The 15,497-nt window shown below is 54.7% G+C and carries 12 protein-coding genes and 1 pseudogene; 8 read left to right on the top strand and 5 right to left on the bottom strand.

Going from position 1 to position 15,497, the window contains the following annotated elements; genetic code table 11:
• Nucleotides 1–21 precede the first annotated feature (21 nt).
• Complete coding sequence (locus AC0L7I_RS09825; protein WP_473396257.1) at nt 22–864, top strand: SDR family oxidoreductase; 843 nt, start codon at nt 22–24, stop codon at nt 862–864.
• On the opposite strand, the gene AC0L7I_RS09820 is transcribed toward AC0L7I_RS09825, so the two are convergent.
• Nucleotides 865–2,256 carry a cytochrome P450 gene (locus AC0L7I_RS09820; protein WP_473396256.1) on the bottom strand — a complete coding sequence of 464 codons (1,392 nt, stop codon included), beginning with the start codon at nt 2,254–2,256 and terminating at the stop codon, nt 865–867.
• Between the two features lie 330 nt (nt 2,257–2,586).
• Between AC0L7I_RS09820 and AC0L7I_RS09815 the strand changes: the two genes are divergently transcribed.
• The 4 genes and pseudogenes from AC0L7I_RS09815 to AC0L7I_RS09800 all read left to right on the top strand — a co-directional run.
• The gene (locus AC0L7I_RS09815) at nt 2,587–3,423 is read left to right on the top strand and encodes an SDR family oxidoreductase (protein ID WP_473396255.1); all 837 of its coding nucleotides are present in this window, start codon (nt 2,587–2,589) and stop codon (nt 3,421–3,423) included.
• 59 nt (nt 3,424–3,482) lie between these two features.
• Nucleotides 3,483–4,187 carry an IS6 family transposase gene (locus tag AC0L7I_RS09810; protein ID WP_473396254.1) on the top strand — a complete coding sequence of 235 codons (705 nt, stop codon included), beginning with the start codon at nt 3,483–3,485 and terminating at the stop codon, nt 4,185–4,187.
• Nucleotides 4,188–4,563: 376 nt separating this feature from the next.
• A complete protein-coding gene (locus tag AC0L7I_RS09805; RefSeq protein ID WP_473396253.1) occupies nt 4,564–4,791 on the top strand; it encodes a hypothetical protein in 228 nt (75 codons plus the stop codon).
• A gap of 60 nt (nt 4,792–4,851) precedes the next feature.
• Nucleotides 4,852–4,983, top strand: a pseudogene (locus AC0L7I_RS09800) (IS6 family transposase); the annotation flags it as partial.
• A gap of 257 nt (nt 4,984–5,240) precedes the next feature.
• Here the strand turns inward: AC0L7I_RS09800 and AC0L7I_RS09795 are convergent.
• Nucleotides 5,241–6,374: an iron-containing alcohol dehydrogenase gene (locus AC0L7I_RS09795; protein WP_473396252.1), complete on the bottom strand. Its 1,134-nt coding sequence runs from the start codon at nt 6,372–6,374 to the stop codon at nt 5,241–5,243.
• A gap of 62 nt (nt 6,375–6,436) precedes the next feature.
• Nucleotides 6,437–7,342, bottom strand: a complete 906-nt coding sequence (locus AC0L7I_RS09790; protein ID WP_473396251.1) for an SDR family oxidoreductase — start codon at nt 7,340–7,342, stop codon at nt 6,437–6,439.
• 272 nt (nt 7,343–7,614) lie between these two features.
• Here AC0L7I_RS09790 and AC0L7I_RS09785 point away from each other — a divergent pair, with 272 nt between their 5' ends.
• The 3 genes from AC0L7I_RS09785 (at nt 7,615) to AC0L7I_RS09775 (ending at nt 13,017) form a co-directional block, all read left to right on the top strand.
• Complete coding sequence (locus AC0L7I_RS09785) at nt 7,615–9,933, top strand: TonB-dependent receptor (RefSeq protein ID WP_473396250.1); 2,319 nt, start codon at nt 7,615–7,617, stop codon at nt 9,931–9,933.
• A 149-nt stretch (nt 9,934–10,082) separates the two neighbouring features.
• The gene (locus AC0L7I_RS09780) at nt 10,083–11,402 is read left to right on the top strand and encodes a TetR/AcrR family transcriptional regulator (protein ID WP_473396249.1); all 1,320 of its coding nucleotides are present in this window, start codon (nt 10,083–10,085) and stop codon (nt 11,400–11,402) included.
• A 142-nt stretch (nt 11,403–11,544) separates the two neighbouring features.
• Entirely contained in the window at nt 11,545–13,017 is a 1,473-nt protein-coding gene (locus AC0L7I_RS09775) for an aldehyde dehydrogenase (protein WP_473396248.1), read from the top strand.
• 36 nt (nt 13,018–13,053) lie between these two features.
• Here the strand turns inward: AC0L7I_RS09775 and AC0L7I_RS09770 are convergent, their stop codons facing one another.
• The gene (locus AC0L7I_RS09770; RefSeq protein WP_473396247.1) at nt 13,054–15,144 is read right to left on the bottom strand and encodes a PQQ-dependent dehydrogenase, methanol/ethanol family; all 2,091 of its coding nucleotides are present in this window, start codon (nt 15,142–15,144) and stop codon (nt 13,054–13,056) included.
• 46 nt (nt 15,145–15,190) lie between these two features.
• Nucleotides 15,191–15,472, bottom strand: a complete 282-nt coding sequence (locus AC0L7I_RS09765; protein WP_473396246.1) for a hypothetical protein — start codon at nt 15,470–15,472, stop codon at nt 15,191–15,193.
• Between the last annotated feature and the right edge of the window lie 25 nt (nt 15,473–15,497).

Raw genomic sequence — 15,497 nt, 5'->3', positions numbered from 1 at the left:
ATGCCCATATCCTTGCAGTCTTTGTTCGATCTCAAAGGACGCCAGGCCCTTGTCACCGGCGGCACAAGCTGCATAGGCAAGATGATCGCTATAGGCCTGCTGTCTGCTGACGCATCCGTATTGATTTCCGGACGAGATGAAACCAGAGGTGCAGCAGCGGCAATCGATCTGTCCAACTACGGCGCATGCGATTTCCTCAAAGCCGACTTGTCTGATGACAAGGGAGTCGAGGCGCTCTCAACTCGGTTGAAACGTCTGGCTCCCCGCCTCTCAATCCTGGTCAACAATGCCGGCACATCTGAAACGGCGCTACCGGGCAAAGACCTCTCAAACCAGTGGGACCAGGTGCTGCATCTGAACCTCAAAACGCCGTTCATGCCGAGCCGGCTGCTTTCTCCTCTCCTCAAATCGAATGCATCCCCTGAAGCGCCTGCGCACATTATCAATATCGGTTCAATCGCCGCGCGGGTTGCGACCGCGATGGGCGCTCATGCTTATTGCGCGAGCAAGGCTGGCACCGATCATCTTACCCGAACACTGGCTCACGAACTTTCGCCGGACCACGTCCTGGTCAATGCGATCGCGCCGGGTACGTTTCCAATCGCGATGAGTGCCTGGATGCTCGAAGACGAAACGATATCCAATCAGTTTCTGGCCCAGATACCTGTCAAGCGCTTTGGCAAAACCGAAGACATCACAGCGCTTGCGGTCATGATTGCCTCAAATTCTTATATCACCGGCACGATAATCCCCATAGACAGGGGACTGTCTCTGCGCCGATCGATCACGCCGCTTCTGATAGGCTTTAGGGACTCGCATATGTATCCGGCTACGCCGGCTGGCGCCGCCTTCCGGAACCATTGATCATTTTGAGCGAGGTTTGGCGACAACCCTTAATCCACCTTCGGGATGGATGGACATACGGATCATGGGGTTGGGCAAAACCCCATCTGCAAGATCGAAGACATATTTCTGGTGTGCCATCGCCAACATGAGCGTCCCCTCCATGCGACCAACGCGTTCGCCGATACAACGCCTTTGCCCATATCCGAACGAGACAATCGAACATTTCGGCCGTGATTTTATCCCTTCTTTCGTATGCCGCTCGGGAATGAACTTCTCGGGATCAGGCCAAAAGCGCGGATCCCGATGAATCGTCCAGGCCACAAAGGCGAGTGATGTGCCTGCCGGGATCGGGTAGTCGCCGATCATTGTATCGGCTATTGCCGACCGCCCGACATAGGTAAAGGCCGGAAAGAGCCTCATGGTTTCGTCGAACACCATCCGGCAAAACTCCAGTTGATCAAGATCCTGGTAGGTCGGCACTCGGTCACCGAGCACACGATCGACTTCCTCAAGCAGCGTGTCCCGCTGGTCAGGATTGGCCGCGAGCAAGGCAAAAGCCCAGGTTATTTCCGTCGGCGTCGTCTCTTGGCCTCCAAACAGCAGAGCCATGACATTGTCGCGCAGCTCCGTGTCGGAGAGCGGCTCGCCGTTGGCGAGTTTTGCCGTCAGCATCACGTCGAGCATGTCTTCAGGTTCGTCTGCAAGGTTTGCCTTGCGATAATCGAGAAGCTTGTAGATCCGCTGATTGAGACGCTCGAGTGCTTTCAGTCCCTCGGCTTCGTCTTCGTTCTGGGGCTCATAATCAGGATTCATGGAAATGTAGCGAGAATTCATATAGGTGCAGGCACTCACGAACGTTTCGAGAATCTCCGGAATTTCCGACTTGTCGATACCGCGGGTGAAGATGGTACGCGTCAGAGCGTCGAACACACCTTCCCGTACTTTCTGTTCGAGATCGAATACATTCCCTGAGCGCGAATACTCGCCGATATGTTCGATCTCTTCAGCGACCGCCTCCACGGTGCGCTCGAAATACTGCTTAAGCATTTTCGGCGTGAACATCGGCAACATAATCTTGTGCAGCTGCTGCCAGTAGAGATGGTCCGGCGTCACGGCGATGCAGTCTCCCAGTAAGGGGTAATTCAACGCATGCGTCAGGGCGCCCATTCCATATGAGTTCATATCCATACGGAGCATCCGCTCAACGTCGTGCGCATCGTGAAGAAACACGTTCTTCGTGTCGCCGAGAGAAAGCGCGTTGATTCGACCGTACGTCTCGACGAGCTCTTCAAAGAATTTGAGGGGATCCGCTATGAACTTCCCCAAGATCTGAGGCGTTTCTTCAACTGAAGGACCGGGAATTACTTTCGTCGACGATCCATTTCGTTCATTGAAATCCGCATTTCTCACAACATTTTCCCTTGCTTGTTGCGATTACATTCTCATTTTTTTCTTCGCAAATCTACTTTTTATTGTACATTTTCGTTATTTTGCATTGTTTTTTGCCGGCCGAAATGCAGTACAATAAAGAAGGGGGCCATCCATCAGGCTTCGGGGGCCCGCCAGATTTTAATGAGCAAGGACGGTTCGGCGAATGTCGATTGAAGACGGCTATCGGCGCGGCGCGCTAACGGATCTACGGAGATCGAGTGGCGGTCTCGGTCAAAGCTGGCGGGCTGGATTCGACAGATTACCTGCCGCTCCATGGCCATGTTTGGGCGCGAAGGAAGGAAATGGAAGATGAAGAATTACGTCGAAGGAAAGTCGATTATCGTAACTGGCGCTGGGGGCGGCTTTGGGCGCCTCATCAGCCAGAAGGCTGCGGAATTGGGCGCCAGGATAATCTGCGCTGATATCAATCGCGCCAACGCAGAAGAAACGGCATCCATGATCGTCGACAAAGATGGACGCGCAAAGGCTGTTGAAACCGATGTCAGCGACATAAATCAAATGAAGCAACTGGCAGCCACAACCGTCGAGGAATTCGGCGCGATCGATGTCATGGTCAACAATGCTGGCATCATGCCGCTTGCCCTCTACTCAGACCACGAAGCGGCAGTGGATAAGTGGTCAAAATGTATCGATATCAACCTCAAGGGCGTCCTGCACGGCATCGTCAGCGTGTACGATCAGATGATATCGCAGGGCAGCGGCCATGTTGTGAATGTTTCGTCAATCTACGGAAACTACCCGGTCCTAGGCGCGGCGGTGTACGGGGCAACTAAGTCAGCCGTAAACTACCTGTCCGAGTCGCTTCGGGTTGAAGCTCGCGGAAAGATCAAGGTCACCATAGTCAAGCCAACAGGCGTTCCCGGAACAGGACTGGCTCAGGGTGTTGTAAACCCTCAAGCCGTCGTCGGCATCGTCGGTCACAATGCGCCTGAATACATCGCTCTCATGAGAGGTATGATGGAAGGCAAAACGAAGCCTGAAAAGCTCGACCCGAACAATACTGACTACGTCGTTCTGGATCCTGACTTCATCGCGGATGAAGTGATCCATGCGATCAATCAGCCGTTAGGCGTGTCCATCGGCGACATTACCGTGCGAGCCGCGGGCGACCATTTCATTCTCTGATGGACAATGTCAGGAGAACCGGGCTTGAGATGACCAATCCAGGTGCTTAGCCTTAGGAAATGGCCAAGAACCCGTTTCGCTACTTCAAAACCTCGCCAGAGATTATCCAGCTTGGCGTGCTGATGTACGTCCGATTTCCGCTCTCGCTTCGGAATGTCGAAGACCTTCTCCACGAGCGCGGCATTGATGTCTGCCACGAAAGTGTCCGCCTCTGGGTCGATCGCTTCGGCACATTCTTCGCGCACAAGATCCGGAAACGCCGATCGGAATCGATACGACGTAGCCCCCAATGGCGGTGGCACCTGGACGAGGTCTTCGTGAAAATCCGAGGAGAGCGACACTATCTCTGGCGCGCTGTCGACCACGAAGGCGAAGTCTTGGAATCCTATGTCACAAAGACCCGGGATAAGGCTGCTGCGTTGAAATTCCTCAAGAAAGCAATGAAACGATACGGTATTCCGCATGTTGTCGTCACGGACAAGTGTCCTTCTTACCGGGCCGCGATGAAAGTTATCGGGAATGAACGACGCCAGGAAACGGGTCGTCATCTCAACAACCGAGCTGAGAATTCCCACCTGCCCTTCCGAAGACGAGAGCGGGCCATGTCTCGCTTCCGGCGGATGCGAAGTCTGCAGAAATTCGTCTCAATCCATTCGTCAGTACACAATCACTTCAACCTCGAAAGGCACATCAACCCTAGAATTCGCTTCAAACAGAAACGCGACGCCGCCCTTCGCGAGTGGCGCGACCTTCTCGTCGCCTAACACCTGCTCGTCCGCGAATAACGGAGACCGGTTCGCATTGGACTGACAGCACCGCCAGCCAGCCTGCCAATATTCAGAGCATTTCCCGTCTCCGGATTTAGTGCCCAACTGTAAGGGACTTACCGGGTCGATCATTGCTGTGTCGGTTATTGTCAAAGGAAACGACATTGCTAGTACATGATAGCCGATTGTTTCTTGTTGCCCGTCTCCGCACTGTAGCTGCCACAGGATCGTTCGCCTGAAATTCGGGCGACGAGGCAAGGAGAGACGATCTGAATTGGTTCCTTTGACAATGCCGTCGTGGATACTGCACAAGGGGCTGCCTCAGCTGTGGTGGATGCAGCGGTCCAAGCCAATCAGACGATCCGAGAAAAACATGGCCCGTAGTTCAATTTTGATGGCTTACGCAATACGGGTATCAAGAAAAGTGGCAAAGTCAGTTCTGCCGATTTGCGGGTTATTTTTGGTTCCTACATCACTGCTCAGTCTCCATTTGCTGGAAGTCGGCTTAAGTCATTACTTCGCATCGTTGGGTATCGCGATATTGGCAGGAATTGTCGCTGCCTTCTTAGTAGCTACCGCAATTTCTATTTTTGATGGTTAGGAGGGCATTGTCAGGGGAATCGGGATTGAGGTGATCGATCCTGGTGATTAGCCTCGTAAAATGACCAAGAACCCATTTCGCTACTTCAAGACTTCGCCCGAGATCATCCAGCTAGGCGTACTCATGTATGTCAGATTCCCGCTGTCTCTGCGCAATGTCGAAGACCTCCTGCACGAGCGCGGCATTGATGTCTGCCACGAAGGTGAGAGCGGGTGATGTCGCGATTTCGGCGCATGCGAAGTCTGCAGAAGTTCGTTTCAATTCATTCGTCTGTGTACAATCACTTCAACTTCGAAAGGCACCTCAACACCAAAATTCGATTCAAACAGAAACGCGACGCCGCTCTTCGCGAATGGCGCAACCTTCTCGCCGCCTAGCACCTGCTCGTCCGCGAATAACGGAGACGGGTTCGCAGTAGACTGACAGCACCCTTTGCAGCATTGCCGCTGCTAGGCCTGCATGAGGATTTGCCTGATGCTTTCTGCGCCAAGCGGCAGGTCGCCTGCGAGCCCTAGCTGGATCGCTGCCTGGTAGCTCGTCTCCGTGATGGCATCTATATCCTCGTGGTCACCGCCAGCAGCCTTTAGGCTGCCAGGCAAGCCCAAGTCCCTGATGAGCGCCTCAAGCTTGTCTGCAGCTTCATCGGCGAAATTTTCGGCTGACCTGCCGCCCCTGGAGATGCCCATGGCTTTGGCAATACGGCACTGGGGCTCCAGTGTCCGGTCACGCAAGTAGCGCATGACTGTCGGAAGCAAAATACATGATGTAATGCCGTGCGGAATATGTAGGCGCGCGCCAATCTGATGACCCAGGAAATGGCTGAGCCGCATGCCAGACGCCCCGGCGCCGGCAATCGACTCCCAAGCGCCGAACTGGCAGGCTGCGCGAGCCTCAAGGTCGAACTTGTCACGGGATTTTGGCAAATTCTCGAATAGTAAGCGTATGGCATCAAGTGCGAGTGCGTCGACGTAGGGGTGAGGTTTAATGGACCAAACTGCTTCCAGGGCATGGTCCAGCGCCTTCACGCCACTGGAAAGCCAAAGCTCATCAGGCGTATGAACCGTGACTTCCGGGTCCAGGATCACGCAGCGGGGTGACGCGCGCATATCAAGGACCAGCTGCTTCGTTTGTGTTTCTTCTTCTGTGTAGCCAGCACCAGGCGTAAACTCACCGGCCGAAAGCGTGGTCGGGATTGCAATTTGCGGGATGACAGGCTGCCCTGTTGCATCCGCGTGGCGGGAAACGGCGACTTTGACTGTATCGAATACACTGCTGCCACCAATCGAAACGACTGCCTGAGCATCGAATGCCGCAAGGCGCGTGACGAGATTGGTGATGTCGCTCTCAGGGGAGTGTTGCCGGCAATTCGGGTAAATCTCGTGGGCGATGCCATCAAGCGCCGCCTCAAGTCTCTCAACATTTGGCGTTTTTGTTTGCACACTGTTTGAAGTCGCGATGATTATGCGCCCTGCTTTGAACCTGCGGACAATCTTGGCGATATCTCCAATTTTGCCAGCACCAGATTCCACGCGGTCCGGCGAGATCATCCGATAGACATGCTGTTGCGTGTAATTTGTCGTCATTTCAGTGTTCCCCGTATTCTTTGTTATTTCCGCGCACGAAGCTGCTGGAAGGTGCGCCTGTGTTACTTCGAGGGCACCGCTGAAGGTGCGATGCCGCCCATGAACATGTCTGCGATTTTCAGGCGGAGCTTTTTTCCGTCTGGATCAAGCGCCGTTTTGAGATCGCACAATGCCTCGGCCCACTCTGATGTGCGGATGCGAATCGGTGGGTTCTCGGCCAGGAGGCAATCCATGACGACATGAGCGACCTGATCGGGCGTCTGAAATACGGATTGGGTTGGATCTTTTTCAGCTGCTTCGCCGCGCGCTTGGGCATCCGTGATGTATTTTTCCAGCAAGGGGCGATATTCGTCGTCGAATATGCCACCGCTTCCCATGATCTGGGCCATTATACTATTGGCGAATTCCGTCGCGATACCGCCTGGCTCAATCGCCGTAAAATGGATACCAAATGCAGGCCCGACATAAGTCGCCAGAGCTTCGGTAAAGCCTTCAACTGCAAATTTTGAGGCGCAGTAGATTTCATTGAACGGCTGCCCGGAAAGCCCCCCCACTGACGATATATTTATGACGCGACCGGAGCGCGCCTTGCGCATATACGGCAGAACAGCCTTGGTGCAGCGCGCGACACCCATGAAGTTTACATCCACGATCTGCTGGATTTCACTCTCGGACGCCTGCTCGAGTGATCGTGCAAAGCCTACGCCGGCATTGTTTACCAAGGCATCAATAGCACCGTATTTTTCGATGATTTCAGACACGCAGGCCTCAACCGAAATCGTATCTGTCACATCCAACCTACGGATTTCGATCGGCACCGCGGCTTTCGCTGCGGCGGACTGAAGCGCTGCTCGTTTCGAAAGGTCCCGCATTGTCGCGTAGACTGTCATCCCGGCTTCAGCCGCCTGTAGCGCAATACTGAAGCCAAGTCCGCTCGAACATCCTGTCACCAGCAGTAATTTTCCCATTCCATCGCCTCTCTAACTCTGTCCTGTCGCACGCAGCGGGCAGATGCTTGTGATGGCAGCGCCCGCCACCAAACCCCCTACCCGCCAGCCGCTCCGTCTGGCCTTGCCCAGCATGCCGGTATTGTTTTCTGGCCACACCTCGAAGAAACATATTAGTCAGTTTATTGACTCATTTGTATTCTTCGTCAATCGTACATCAAGCGCAAATCAAAAGTGCGCATTACACTCCCGACGAGCAGAAGATGATCGGGGGTTCAAAGGGAACGAAAGTTATGGCGATCAACGAAGCAATTCATGCAATTCTTGCCGGAGCACGGCGAACCAATCAGCGTAAGCGATATTTGTCCTCAACCGCATTGGCGACTCGCTTCGCCGCCAGCGCTTTTGGCGCCGCCGCCCTCTTTACCGGGGCCGCTTTTGCGCAAAGCGAGGATGCGGGCGCCGACGAGTTGAAGTTCAACTCAGTCATAGTTACTGCATTGAAGACCGAACAGAGAGCTATCGATGTTGGCGCTTCTGTCACCGCGGTTCCCGCAATCAGACTGCGCGAGACGCGTACGGAGCAAGTCCGCGATCTTATCTCCGTCACTCCGAACATTGACATTAAAGACACAATCCCGGGTGTTTCACCCGTGATCAGTATCCGCGGCGTCGGCCTTGATGACTTCAGCACAACAAACAGTCCAGCAACCGGTGTCTACGTTGACGAAGTTTCGCTGTCCTCGATTGCACTATTGAACACCGAACTGTTCGACCTTGAGCGGGTTGAAGTTCTCAAAGGTCCACAAGGCACGCTTTACGGACGCAACACGATTGGCGGCGCCCTCAACATCATCACGGCCAAGCCAACACAAGAGTTCGATGCCTATGTCACGGCGGGCTATGGCAATTTCGACACGTTTGAAGCCGAAGGCGGCATCAACATCCCGCTCGGTGAGGTGGCGGCACTCAGAGTAAGCGGCAAGTCCGTTCAGCAGGACGAAGGCTATTGGGAAAGTACGCTTCTGAGGGACGGATCGGCAGGCAAACGCTCCATTGGCAAGCGCGATTTGCTGATTGGCCGCGCGCAACTGGCTCTCTTCCTGCACGAGAATCTGGACATCAATTTCAAGGTTGAAATCCAGGATTCTGATTCGGAGATGGGTCAGTACCAGACCTATGGCATCCTGGCCCCTGACTTGTCGGGACCGTGCCAGCCATTCCTGGACGGCCGGTTTGACAATACACAATGCGTGACAGGCCTGGGCTTGTCGGACCCTGACAACAACCCGTATCTTGGCGACTTCGCCGGTGATTTCCCCTCAGTTGTCACTCAGGAAAGCTACACGCTCTCGGCAAACTATAACTTCGGTTCGGTTGATCTGACGTCCATCACCGGATTCATCACATTTGATCGTGAGTATTTCATCGACATTGATGGCTCGCCTATTCCTGCCGTCGACTTCCTTCAGCGGGACAAAGTAGAGCAATTCTCGCAGGAGCTTCGCCTCGCCGGGTCTACTGACATCCTGGCGCCAGGTGGCGTCGATTGGATCGCCGGTGCGATTTATACGACAGATGACGCCAAGGGAAACAATGATGATTTCATTGCACCGGTCTTTGGTGCCGATGGCGTCACGCGGTTCGATCAAACGACCGAAGCGTACGCTGGCTTCCTGAACGGCAATTTTCATATGACTGACAAGTTCGATGTCGTTGCCGGCGTTCGGTACACATCAGAGGATCGCTCCTATATTGGCGGCACGTCGTTATTGCTGCCAACAGGAGAGTTTCCAGTCACATTCACCGACTCAGAAATCAGCGACAACAACTGGTCCTGGAAACTGGGGGTGAATTATAAAATCAATCCAGACTCCCTCCTCTATGCCAGCGCCTCAAAAGGCACAAAGAGCGGCGGATTTTCTTCAGCATTCACCTCTCGTCAGGAGCAACTGATACCTTACGAGCCAGAGGAAGTAATTGCCTATGAAATCGGCGCAAAAACACAAAGCGTCGAAAACCTCACGCTTAACGCTGCGGCGTTCTACTACGACTTTTCAGACGTGCAGACACAGGTTCGTGATCCGCTTGCCAATCCACCCCTTGAGCGTATCCAGAACATTTATGGCAGTGCCGAACTCTACGGCGCCGAAATCGATGCGACATGGACGCCAACCGAAGGGCTGACCTTGATTGGTGGAGTCGGATTGCTCGAAACCGAATTGCCAACCTTTAACAATGGCGGTGTGGATCAAACCGGAAACGAATTGCCAAACGCGCCGAATTTCACGGCCAACGGCCTTTTCCGCTACACGGTCCCAATGGGCTCCAGTCTTCGCGGAACAATACAGGCTGACTTCAACCACCAGGCTTCTTCGTTTAAAGACGCCACCAACAATCCATTCGTGGCACAAGACGCGTTCACAGTATTCAACGCGCGAGCGGCTATCGGATCTCAGGATGGACCTTGGGAGCTTGCGCTATGGGTCAAGAACCTGACAGAGGAAGAGTATCGTGTATCCGGCAGTGACTTGAGCGCGCTGGGCATCATCAACGTTACCGTGAATCCCCCTCGCACCTATGGTGTTACTCTGCGCTGGAAGCTGCCGTAAGGATTTTCCAGCGCCGGCGACACCTCTCCGGCGGACTTGCCCCGGGTCATCTTAACACGAGTTGATCCGGGGTATTTTTTAGTTTGATGAATGTCTTCTTGCACGCCTCGATCTGCTTTTCCTTGCGATGCATCGAGTAAGTTATATTCATGACCGACGGATCGGCCCAAAATCGGCAAACACAGGAAGAGGCGCATATATCCATGTCCGATAAACCGACTCAAACTGGCACCAGCAAAGAACAACGCCTGGACGATATCCTGAATAGCGTCGCGAAGGTCTTCAATGATTATGGTGCCCATGGGTTGAACATCACGGACATATCAAAGCAAATCGGCCTTACACGCTCCACTTTGTACAAATATGTCTCGGATCGGGATGAGCTTATCTTCCGCAGTTATGAGACTACCGTCCAAACGTTTGCAGACTATTTGCGCCGCGCTGACGAGCTTGGAACAAACGGCCTTGATAAGGTCCTGAAATTTGTCGAATTGTGCCTGGATAGCGACGGTCAGCTCCTGGCCGTACTGACGGACACCCACACCCTCCCGGAAAAGTACCGCTCCGCAATCGAAGCGGCCGATCACCAAAACGACATCCGACTGGAATCGTTCATTCAGCTGGGCATAGCGGATGGTAGCATTCGAAATTGCCGCACGGATTTCGCGTGCCATGCCATAGCCGGAATCGTTGCCTGCAGTGGCATCAGGTATTGGGTGCCTTCGCCCACGTCGCAACCGACATCACAAAGCAAACGGGGAAAACCCTCGGATCTGGGTACAGTGATCGAATTGCTCGAGCGCGGTATCGGATCGGACACGTTTATCAGCCAGACACACTTTCCTGTTGATGCGACACCCGTGTCGCAGCCACTGCGCAACCCGTTCGGGCGCAGCGAAATGGTCAATATGAAGCACGACTATATCCTCACCATCGCCTCCCGTCTTTTTAATCGACACGGCGTCGAGGGCACATCTCTTGAAGAAGTCGCAAAGGAGATCGGGGTCAGCAAGGCAGTTATGTATAATTACATTACCAACAAGAATGACCTGCTGGTGAAATGCTACAACAGAGCGCTCGACCTATATGAGCGTTATGCCGGCCAGGCCGAAAGCGTCGGGAGGTTCGGGTTGGAAAAAACCCTGATGCCGCTCCACCTGAATATTCAAGCGCAGATGCTCGGCCTTTCTCCGCTTATTCTGATCTCGCGAACCTTTGGACTCGAGAATGACGATCAGTCGGCTATCGGACGCCGCGCACAGGCCTTCGTCGATCACATCAATGCATTGTGCGCGGAGGGAATAAAGGACGGCAGCATACGCATGAAAGACTACAAGACTGCCATTCTCGCTTCGTCAGGCGCGGTTAGCTGGCTCCCCCGCAAGGCAAATCCCGGGCTGGCTGCCATGCCGCGACTCGTTGCTGACGAATACGTCAAACTGTTTGCGCAAGGGCTGAAAAAACGCTGAGCGAGCCAGCCCGCAACACGCACAGCTGCGGTACAGATAAGCGCTATTACAAATACGAATTTGCGAACCTACAAGAAGGCACTTCTATTTCCCCGAACAGAGTTTGATCGACGCCTAATTTCGTGACCGGAGGAAAAGAAGAGTGACAGAGCATTTCGCAGGCGTAAGCCATCCTGACAAAATTTTTGTTGGCGGGAATTGGATACCCGCCGCGAGCAATCGGTCCATATCAATTATCTCACCAGATACCGGAACAGAAGTCGGGCGCGTTGCCGAAGCCGTCGAAGAGGACATGGACGCTGCTGTGTCTGCAGCGCGCGAAGCATTCGACAAAGGTGCCTGGCCGCGCATGTCCGCTTCTGAGCGCGGGGCCATCCTGGCAAGAATGCAGGAGCATCTTCAGGCCGCTGAGCCGGACCTGGCAAAAGCCTGGTCCCTGCAGGTGGGCGGACTGGCCAGTATCGCCCCGGGCATAACCGGGCTGGGGACGATGACCTTCGGCAGCACTGTCGCGCTGGCCAACAGCTTTGAATTCGAGAAGCGGATCAATAGCGTGATGGTCCCGACCGCTATCATCGCGCGTGAGCCGGTCGGCGTAGTCGCAGCTATTGCCCCCTGGAATGCGCCTTACATCATCATGATAACCAAGGTCGCGAATGCGCTTGCGGCCGGCTGCACAGTGGTCATGAAGCCTGCGCCGGAAACGCCGCTGGAAGCCTATTTGATTGCCGAAGCCGCTGAAGCCGCCGGCATTCCGCCAGGTGTGCTCAATGTGGTTTGCGGGAATCGCGTGGCAAGCGATCACCTTGTCCGCAATAACGGCGTCGATAAGGTCAGCTTCACTGGGTCGACAGAGGCAGGCAAGCATATTGGGAGCGTGTGTGCCGGGCGCGTTGCGCGCTGCACGCTGGAGCTTGGAGGGAAGTCAGCAGCGATCATTCGCGACGACTATCCGATCGAAGATGCAGCACAGCTCCTATCAGCCACGATCACCACGATGAGCGGTCAGGTCTGCGCGATGCTCAGCCGCGCGATTGTTTCCAGGAAACGCCATGATGAACTGGCAGAAGCCATCGCCAAAAACATGAGCGCATTAAAAGTTGGGTATAGCCACGACCCTGATGCGCAGATGGGGCCGGTCGCCATGTTACGACAGTTGGAGCGTATCGAAGGTTTTATTGAGAGCGGCAAGCAATCCTCAGATCTGATCTCCGGCGGCGGGCGGCCGGCTCATCTGGATCGTGGGTATTTCGTCGAGCCCACACTTTTCGCCAATGTCGACAATAAAAGCCGCATCGCGCAGGAGGAGATCTTTGGTCCGGTTCTGTGTCTCATCCCTGCTGAGGATGACGATGATGCCATTCGAATCGCCAATGAAAGCAAGTTCGGTCTGTCTGGTTCTGTCCTGACGCACGATGCCAATGCCGCATACAACATCGCCCGAAAGGTTCGGACCGGTACCATGGGACAGAACGGCATCCGACTTGAGCTTGGTGTGCCGTTTGGCGGATTCAAGCAATCAGGCATAGGCCGCGAAGGCGGTGAGGAAGGCTTGATGGCCTATCTGGAAACGAAGACCATCCTGCTCGACGACACACCCAAACAGTTTGCCTGAACCGGGCGTGTCGCTGATACGTGAGTAGGGGTTTTGCTATTTCTTTGTGGAATGCGGCGCGTTCCCAGCCTGCTCATGCTCATAGTTTTGCCAGGCCACATCGATCAGATAGGTATGGATCGCCTCGGCATCGGCATCTGACAGCAGGTTGCCGAACGCACCCATACCGCGTTCGGCACGCGCGCCCCTCAGAACGATGTTCTTGAACTCGGCATGTGTGCCCTCTGACATCTCTGCGAGGTTTGGCACGGTGCCGCTGGAGCCTGCGTGGCAGATCGCACAGTGGCGCTGGAAGAGATCAGATCCCAGACTGACTTGCTCAGCCGTCCCGGAGCGCGGGACAGGCGGTGGCTGCTTGCCAGGATCGTTGTGTGCAATCTCCACACGGAGAGGCACATCCGTCCCATCCAGCTTGAATGCCATGATCCGGCCTGTATTGCCATATTTGTAGGCCGCTGTTCCCGGCAGATGCGCATTCCCGAATGCCCCGCCAAGGCCAGCCATGACCGCCACATATTGCTCGCCATCGACCATGTAAGTCATCGGGGCAGCCATCACGCTGACGCCCAGATCGATCTCGCGCAGGACGTCACCGGTTTCAGCATCCATAATGACAAGATCACCGGTCGCGCGCCCTTGGAACAGCAGCCCACCGGCCGATGACATCAGCCCGCCGCCATTCCACGCCGAGAAGAAGTGCCCCGTCCAGTCTCCGGATGTATCATTTTCCCAGACGAGCTCCTGTTTCACAGGATCCCAGGCTTTCAAGGATGCGCGCGGGGTATAGTCTGGTTGGCCAGCGGCCAGCGTCTCGATTGGCGGCAATTTTTTCGCCGCTTCGCCATCAAGCCCGAATGGTCCGGGTATCGGGAACGTTATGGTCGCGGCGAAATTTGCACCGCCTTTCTCGTAGGAAAAATCTCGCGACGTAACATCGAAAATCATCGGCAAGATGAATGCCGGAATATAGACCAATCCCGTTTCAGGATCATAGGACATGGGTTGCCAGTTGTGCCCCCCTGCACTTCCCGGAAAGATCAGTTTTGGCTCATCAAAGTACTCTCCTTGCCCGGTCTCTACCGGTCGGCCTGTTTCCATATCCACATGACTTGCCCAATTCACGGGAACATATTTTTCGGCGGAAATCAGTTCACCTGTCTTGCGATCAAGCACATAGAAAAAGCCATTTTTCGGCGCCTGCATGATGACTTGTCGCGGCTCACCGTCGATCTCCAAATCAGCCAGGATCAATTTCTGCGTGGCGGTATAATCCCAGTTGTCCGCGGGCGTCGTTTGGTAATGCCAGACCAGTTCGCCAGTATCGGGATTGATCGCAAGAATGGTCGACAGGAACAGGTTGTCGCCGCCTTTAGGGCTGCGGAACTTGCGCACCCAAGGCGCTCCGTTTCCGGTTCCGACATAGAGAAGGTTCAGTGTCGGGTCCCATGCCATGGCGTCCCAGGCTGTCCCGCCCAGGCCGACTTCCCACAGGCTGTTAGGGTCCCACGTCGCTGCCGCCATCTCAAGTTCGGGGCGTTCAAATCCTTTGGCCGGATCGCCTGGCACGGTATAGAACCGCCAAGCCTGCTCGCCCGTCTTGTAATCATAGGCCGAAATGTAACCCCGCGCATCGAACTCAGCGCCACCATTGCCTATGACGACGTTTCCGTTGGCGATATAGGGCGCGCCCGTCACCGAATAGGCGCGCCCTTCGTCTGCGATTGTATTGACCTGCCAGACAATTTTTCCTGTGGCGGCGTCGAGCGCATAGAGAACGCCATCCAAGGCACCGACAAAGACCATCCCGTCCCAAACGGCAACGCCGCGATTCACGACACCGCAGCATAGTTTTTGCATCACCGAGGCGTCGATTTCGGGCTCAAATGTCCAAAGCGGCTCGCCCGTCCTGGAGTCGAGCGCATAGGCTGCGCCGCGCGGCCCACTCGTAAACATGATGCCATCAACGACTATGGGCGTCGCTTCAAAGCCATGCGGCGTGTCGACTTCATATTCCCAGGCAAATCCCAAGCGGTCGACATTCTCTTTGTTGATCTGACTGGCGGGTGAAAAGTAACTTTGCTGATAGTCTCTCCCACCTGTCAGCCAGTCACCGGGTGTATTGGACACGTCAAGCAGGCGTTCTTCTGAAACGGACCCATACGCGGCTGGCCCGCTAGATTTCAGCTCCCCCTCCATCTTTGTTTCCGTGGCTCCGGGTGTTGATGAATTTCCGCATGCTGCCAGAATTATTCCGCAAAGAACCACGGCCATGCAGGATCGAATCGTTTCTGCTGATTGTTTTTGTGCGCTCATAAGCAGCAGGATTAGCCGATGGTTCAACCAATGCAAACGCGGCCCATCTTCCAAAGGCCGAATAGTCGAAATTGACACCACCGATAATGGTGCCCCAAAAGCGCAATAAACGCGGTCCGACACTGGGAACACCACGTTTCAACAGGCCATAAGTGCTCGCGTTTCAA

Source organism: Hyphomonas sp. J20-32 (genome assembly GCF_055808555.1).
This window is presented reverse-complemented; position numbering and strand designations above follow the sequence as displayed.

What these genes read in the sequence shown, in the direction of transcription:
- AC0L7I_RS09805 (WP_473396253.1), top strand. Translation starts at nt 4,564, where the DNA reads ATGGCCCGTAGTTCAATTTTGATGGCTTACGCAATACGGGTATCAAGA.
- AC0L7I_RS09795 (WP_473396252.1), bottom strand. Translation starts at nt 6,374, where the DNA reads ATGACGACAAATTACACGCAACAGCATGTCTATCGGATGATCTCGCCG.
- AC0L7I_RS09790 (WP_473396251.1), bottom strand. Translation starts at nt 7,342, where the DNA reads ATGGGAAAATTACTGCTGGTGACAGGATGTTCGAGCGGACTTGGCTTC.
- AC0L7I_RS09810 (WP_473396254.1), top strand. Translation starts at nt 3,483, where the DNA reads ATGGCCAAGAACCCGTTTCGCTACTTCAAAACCTCGCCAGAGATTATC.
- AC0L7I_RS09785 (WP_473396250.1), top strand. Translation starts at nt 7,615, where the DNA reads ATGGCGATCAACGAAGCAATTCATGCAATTCTTGCCGGAGCACGGCGA.
- AC0L7I_RS09815 (WP_473396255.1), top strand. Translation starts at nt 2,587, where the DNA reads ATGAAGAATTACGTCGAAGGAAAGTCGATTATCGTAACTGGCGCTGGG.
- AC0L7I_RS09780 (WP_473396249.1), top strand. Translation starts at nt 10,083, where the DNA reads ATGACCGACGGATCGGCCCAAAATCGGCAAACACAGGAAGAGGCGCAT.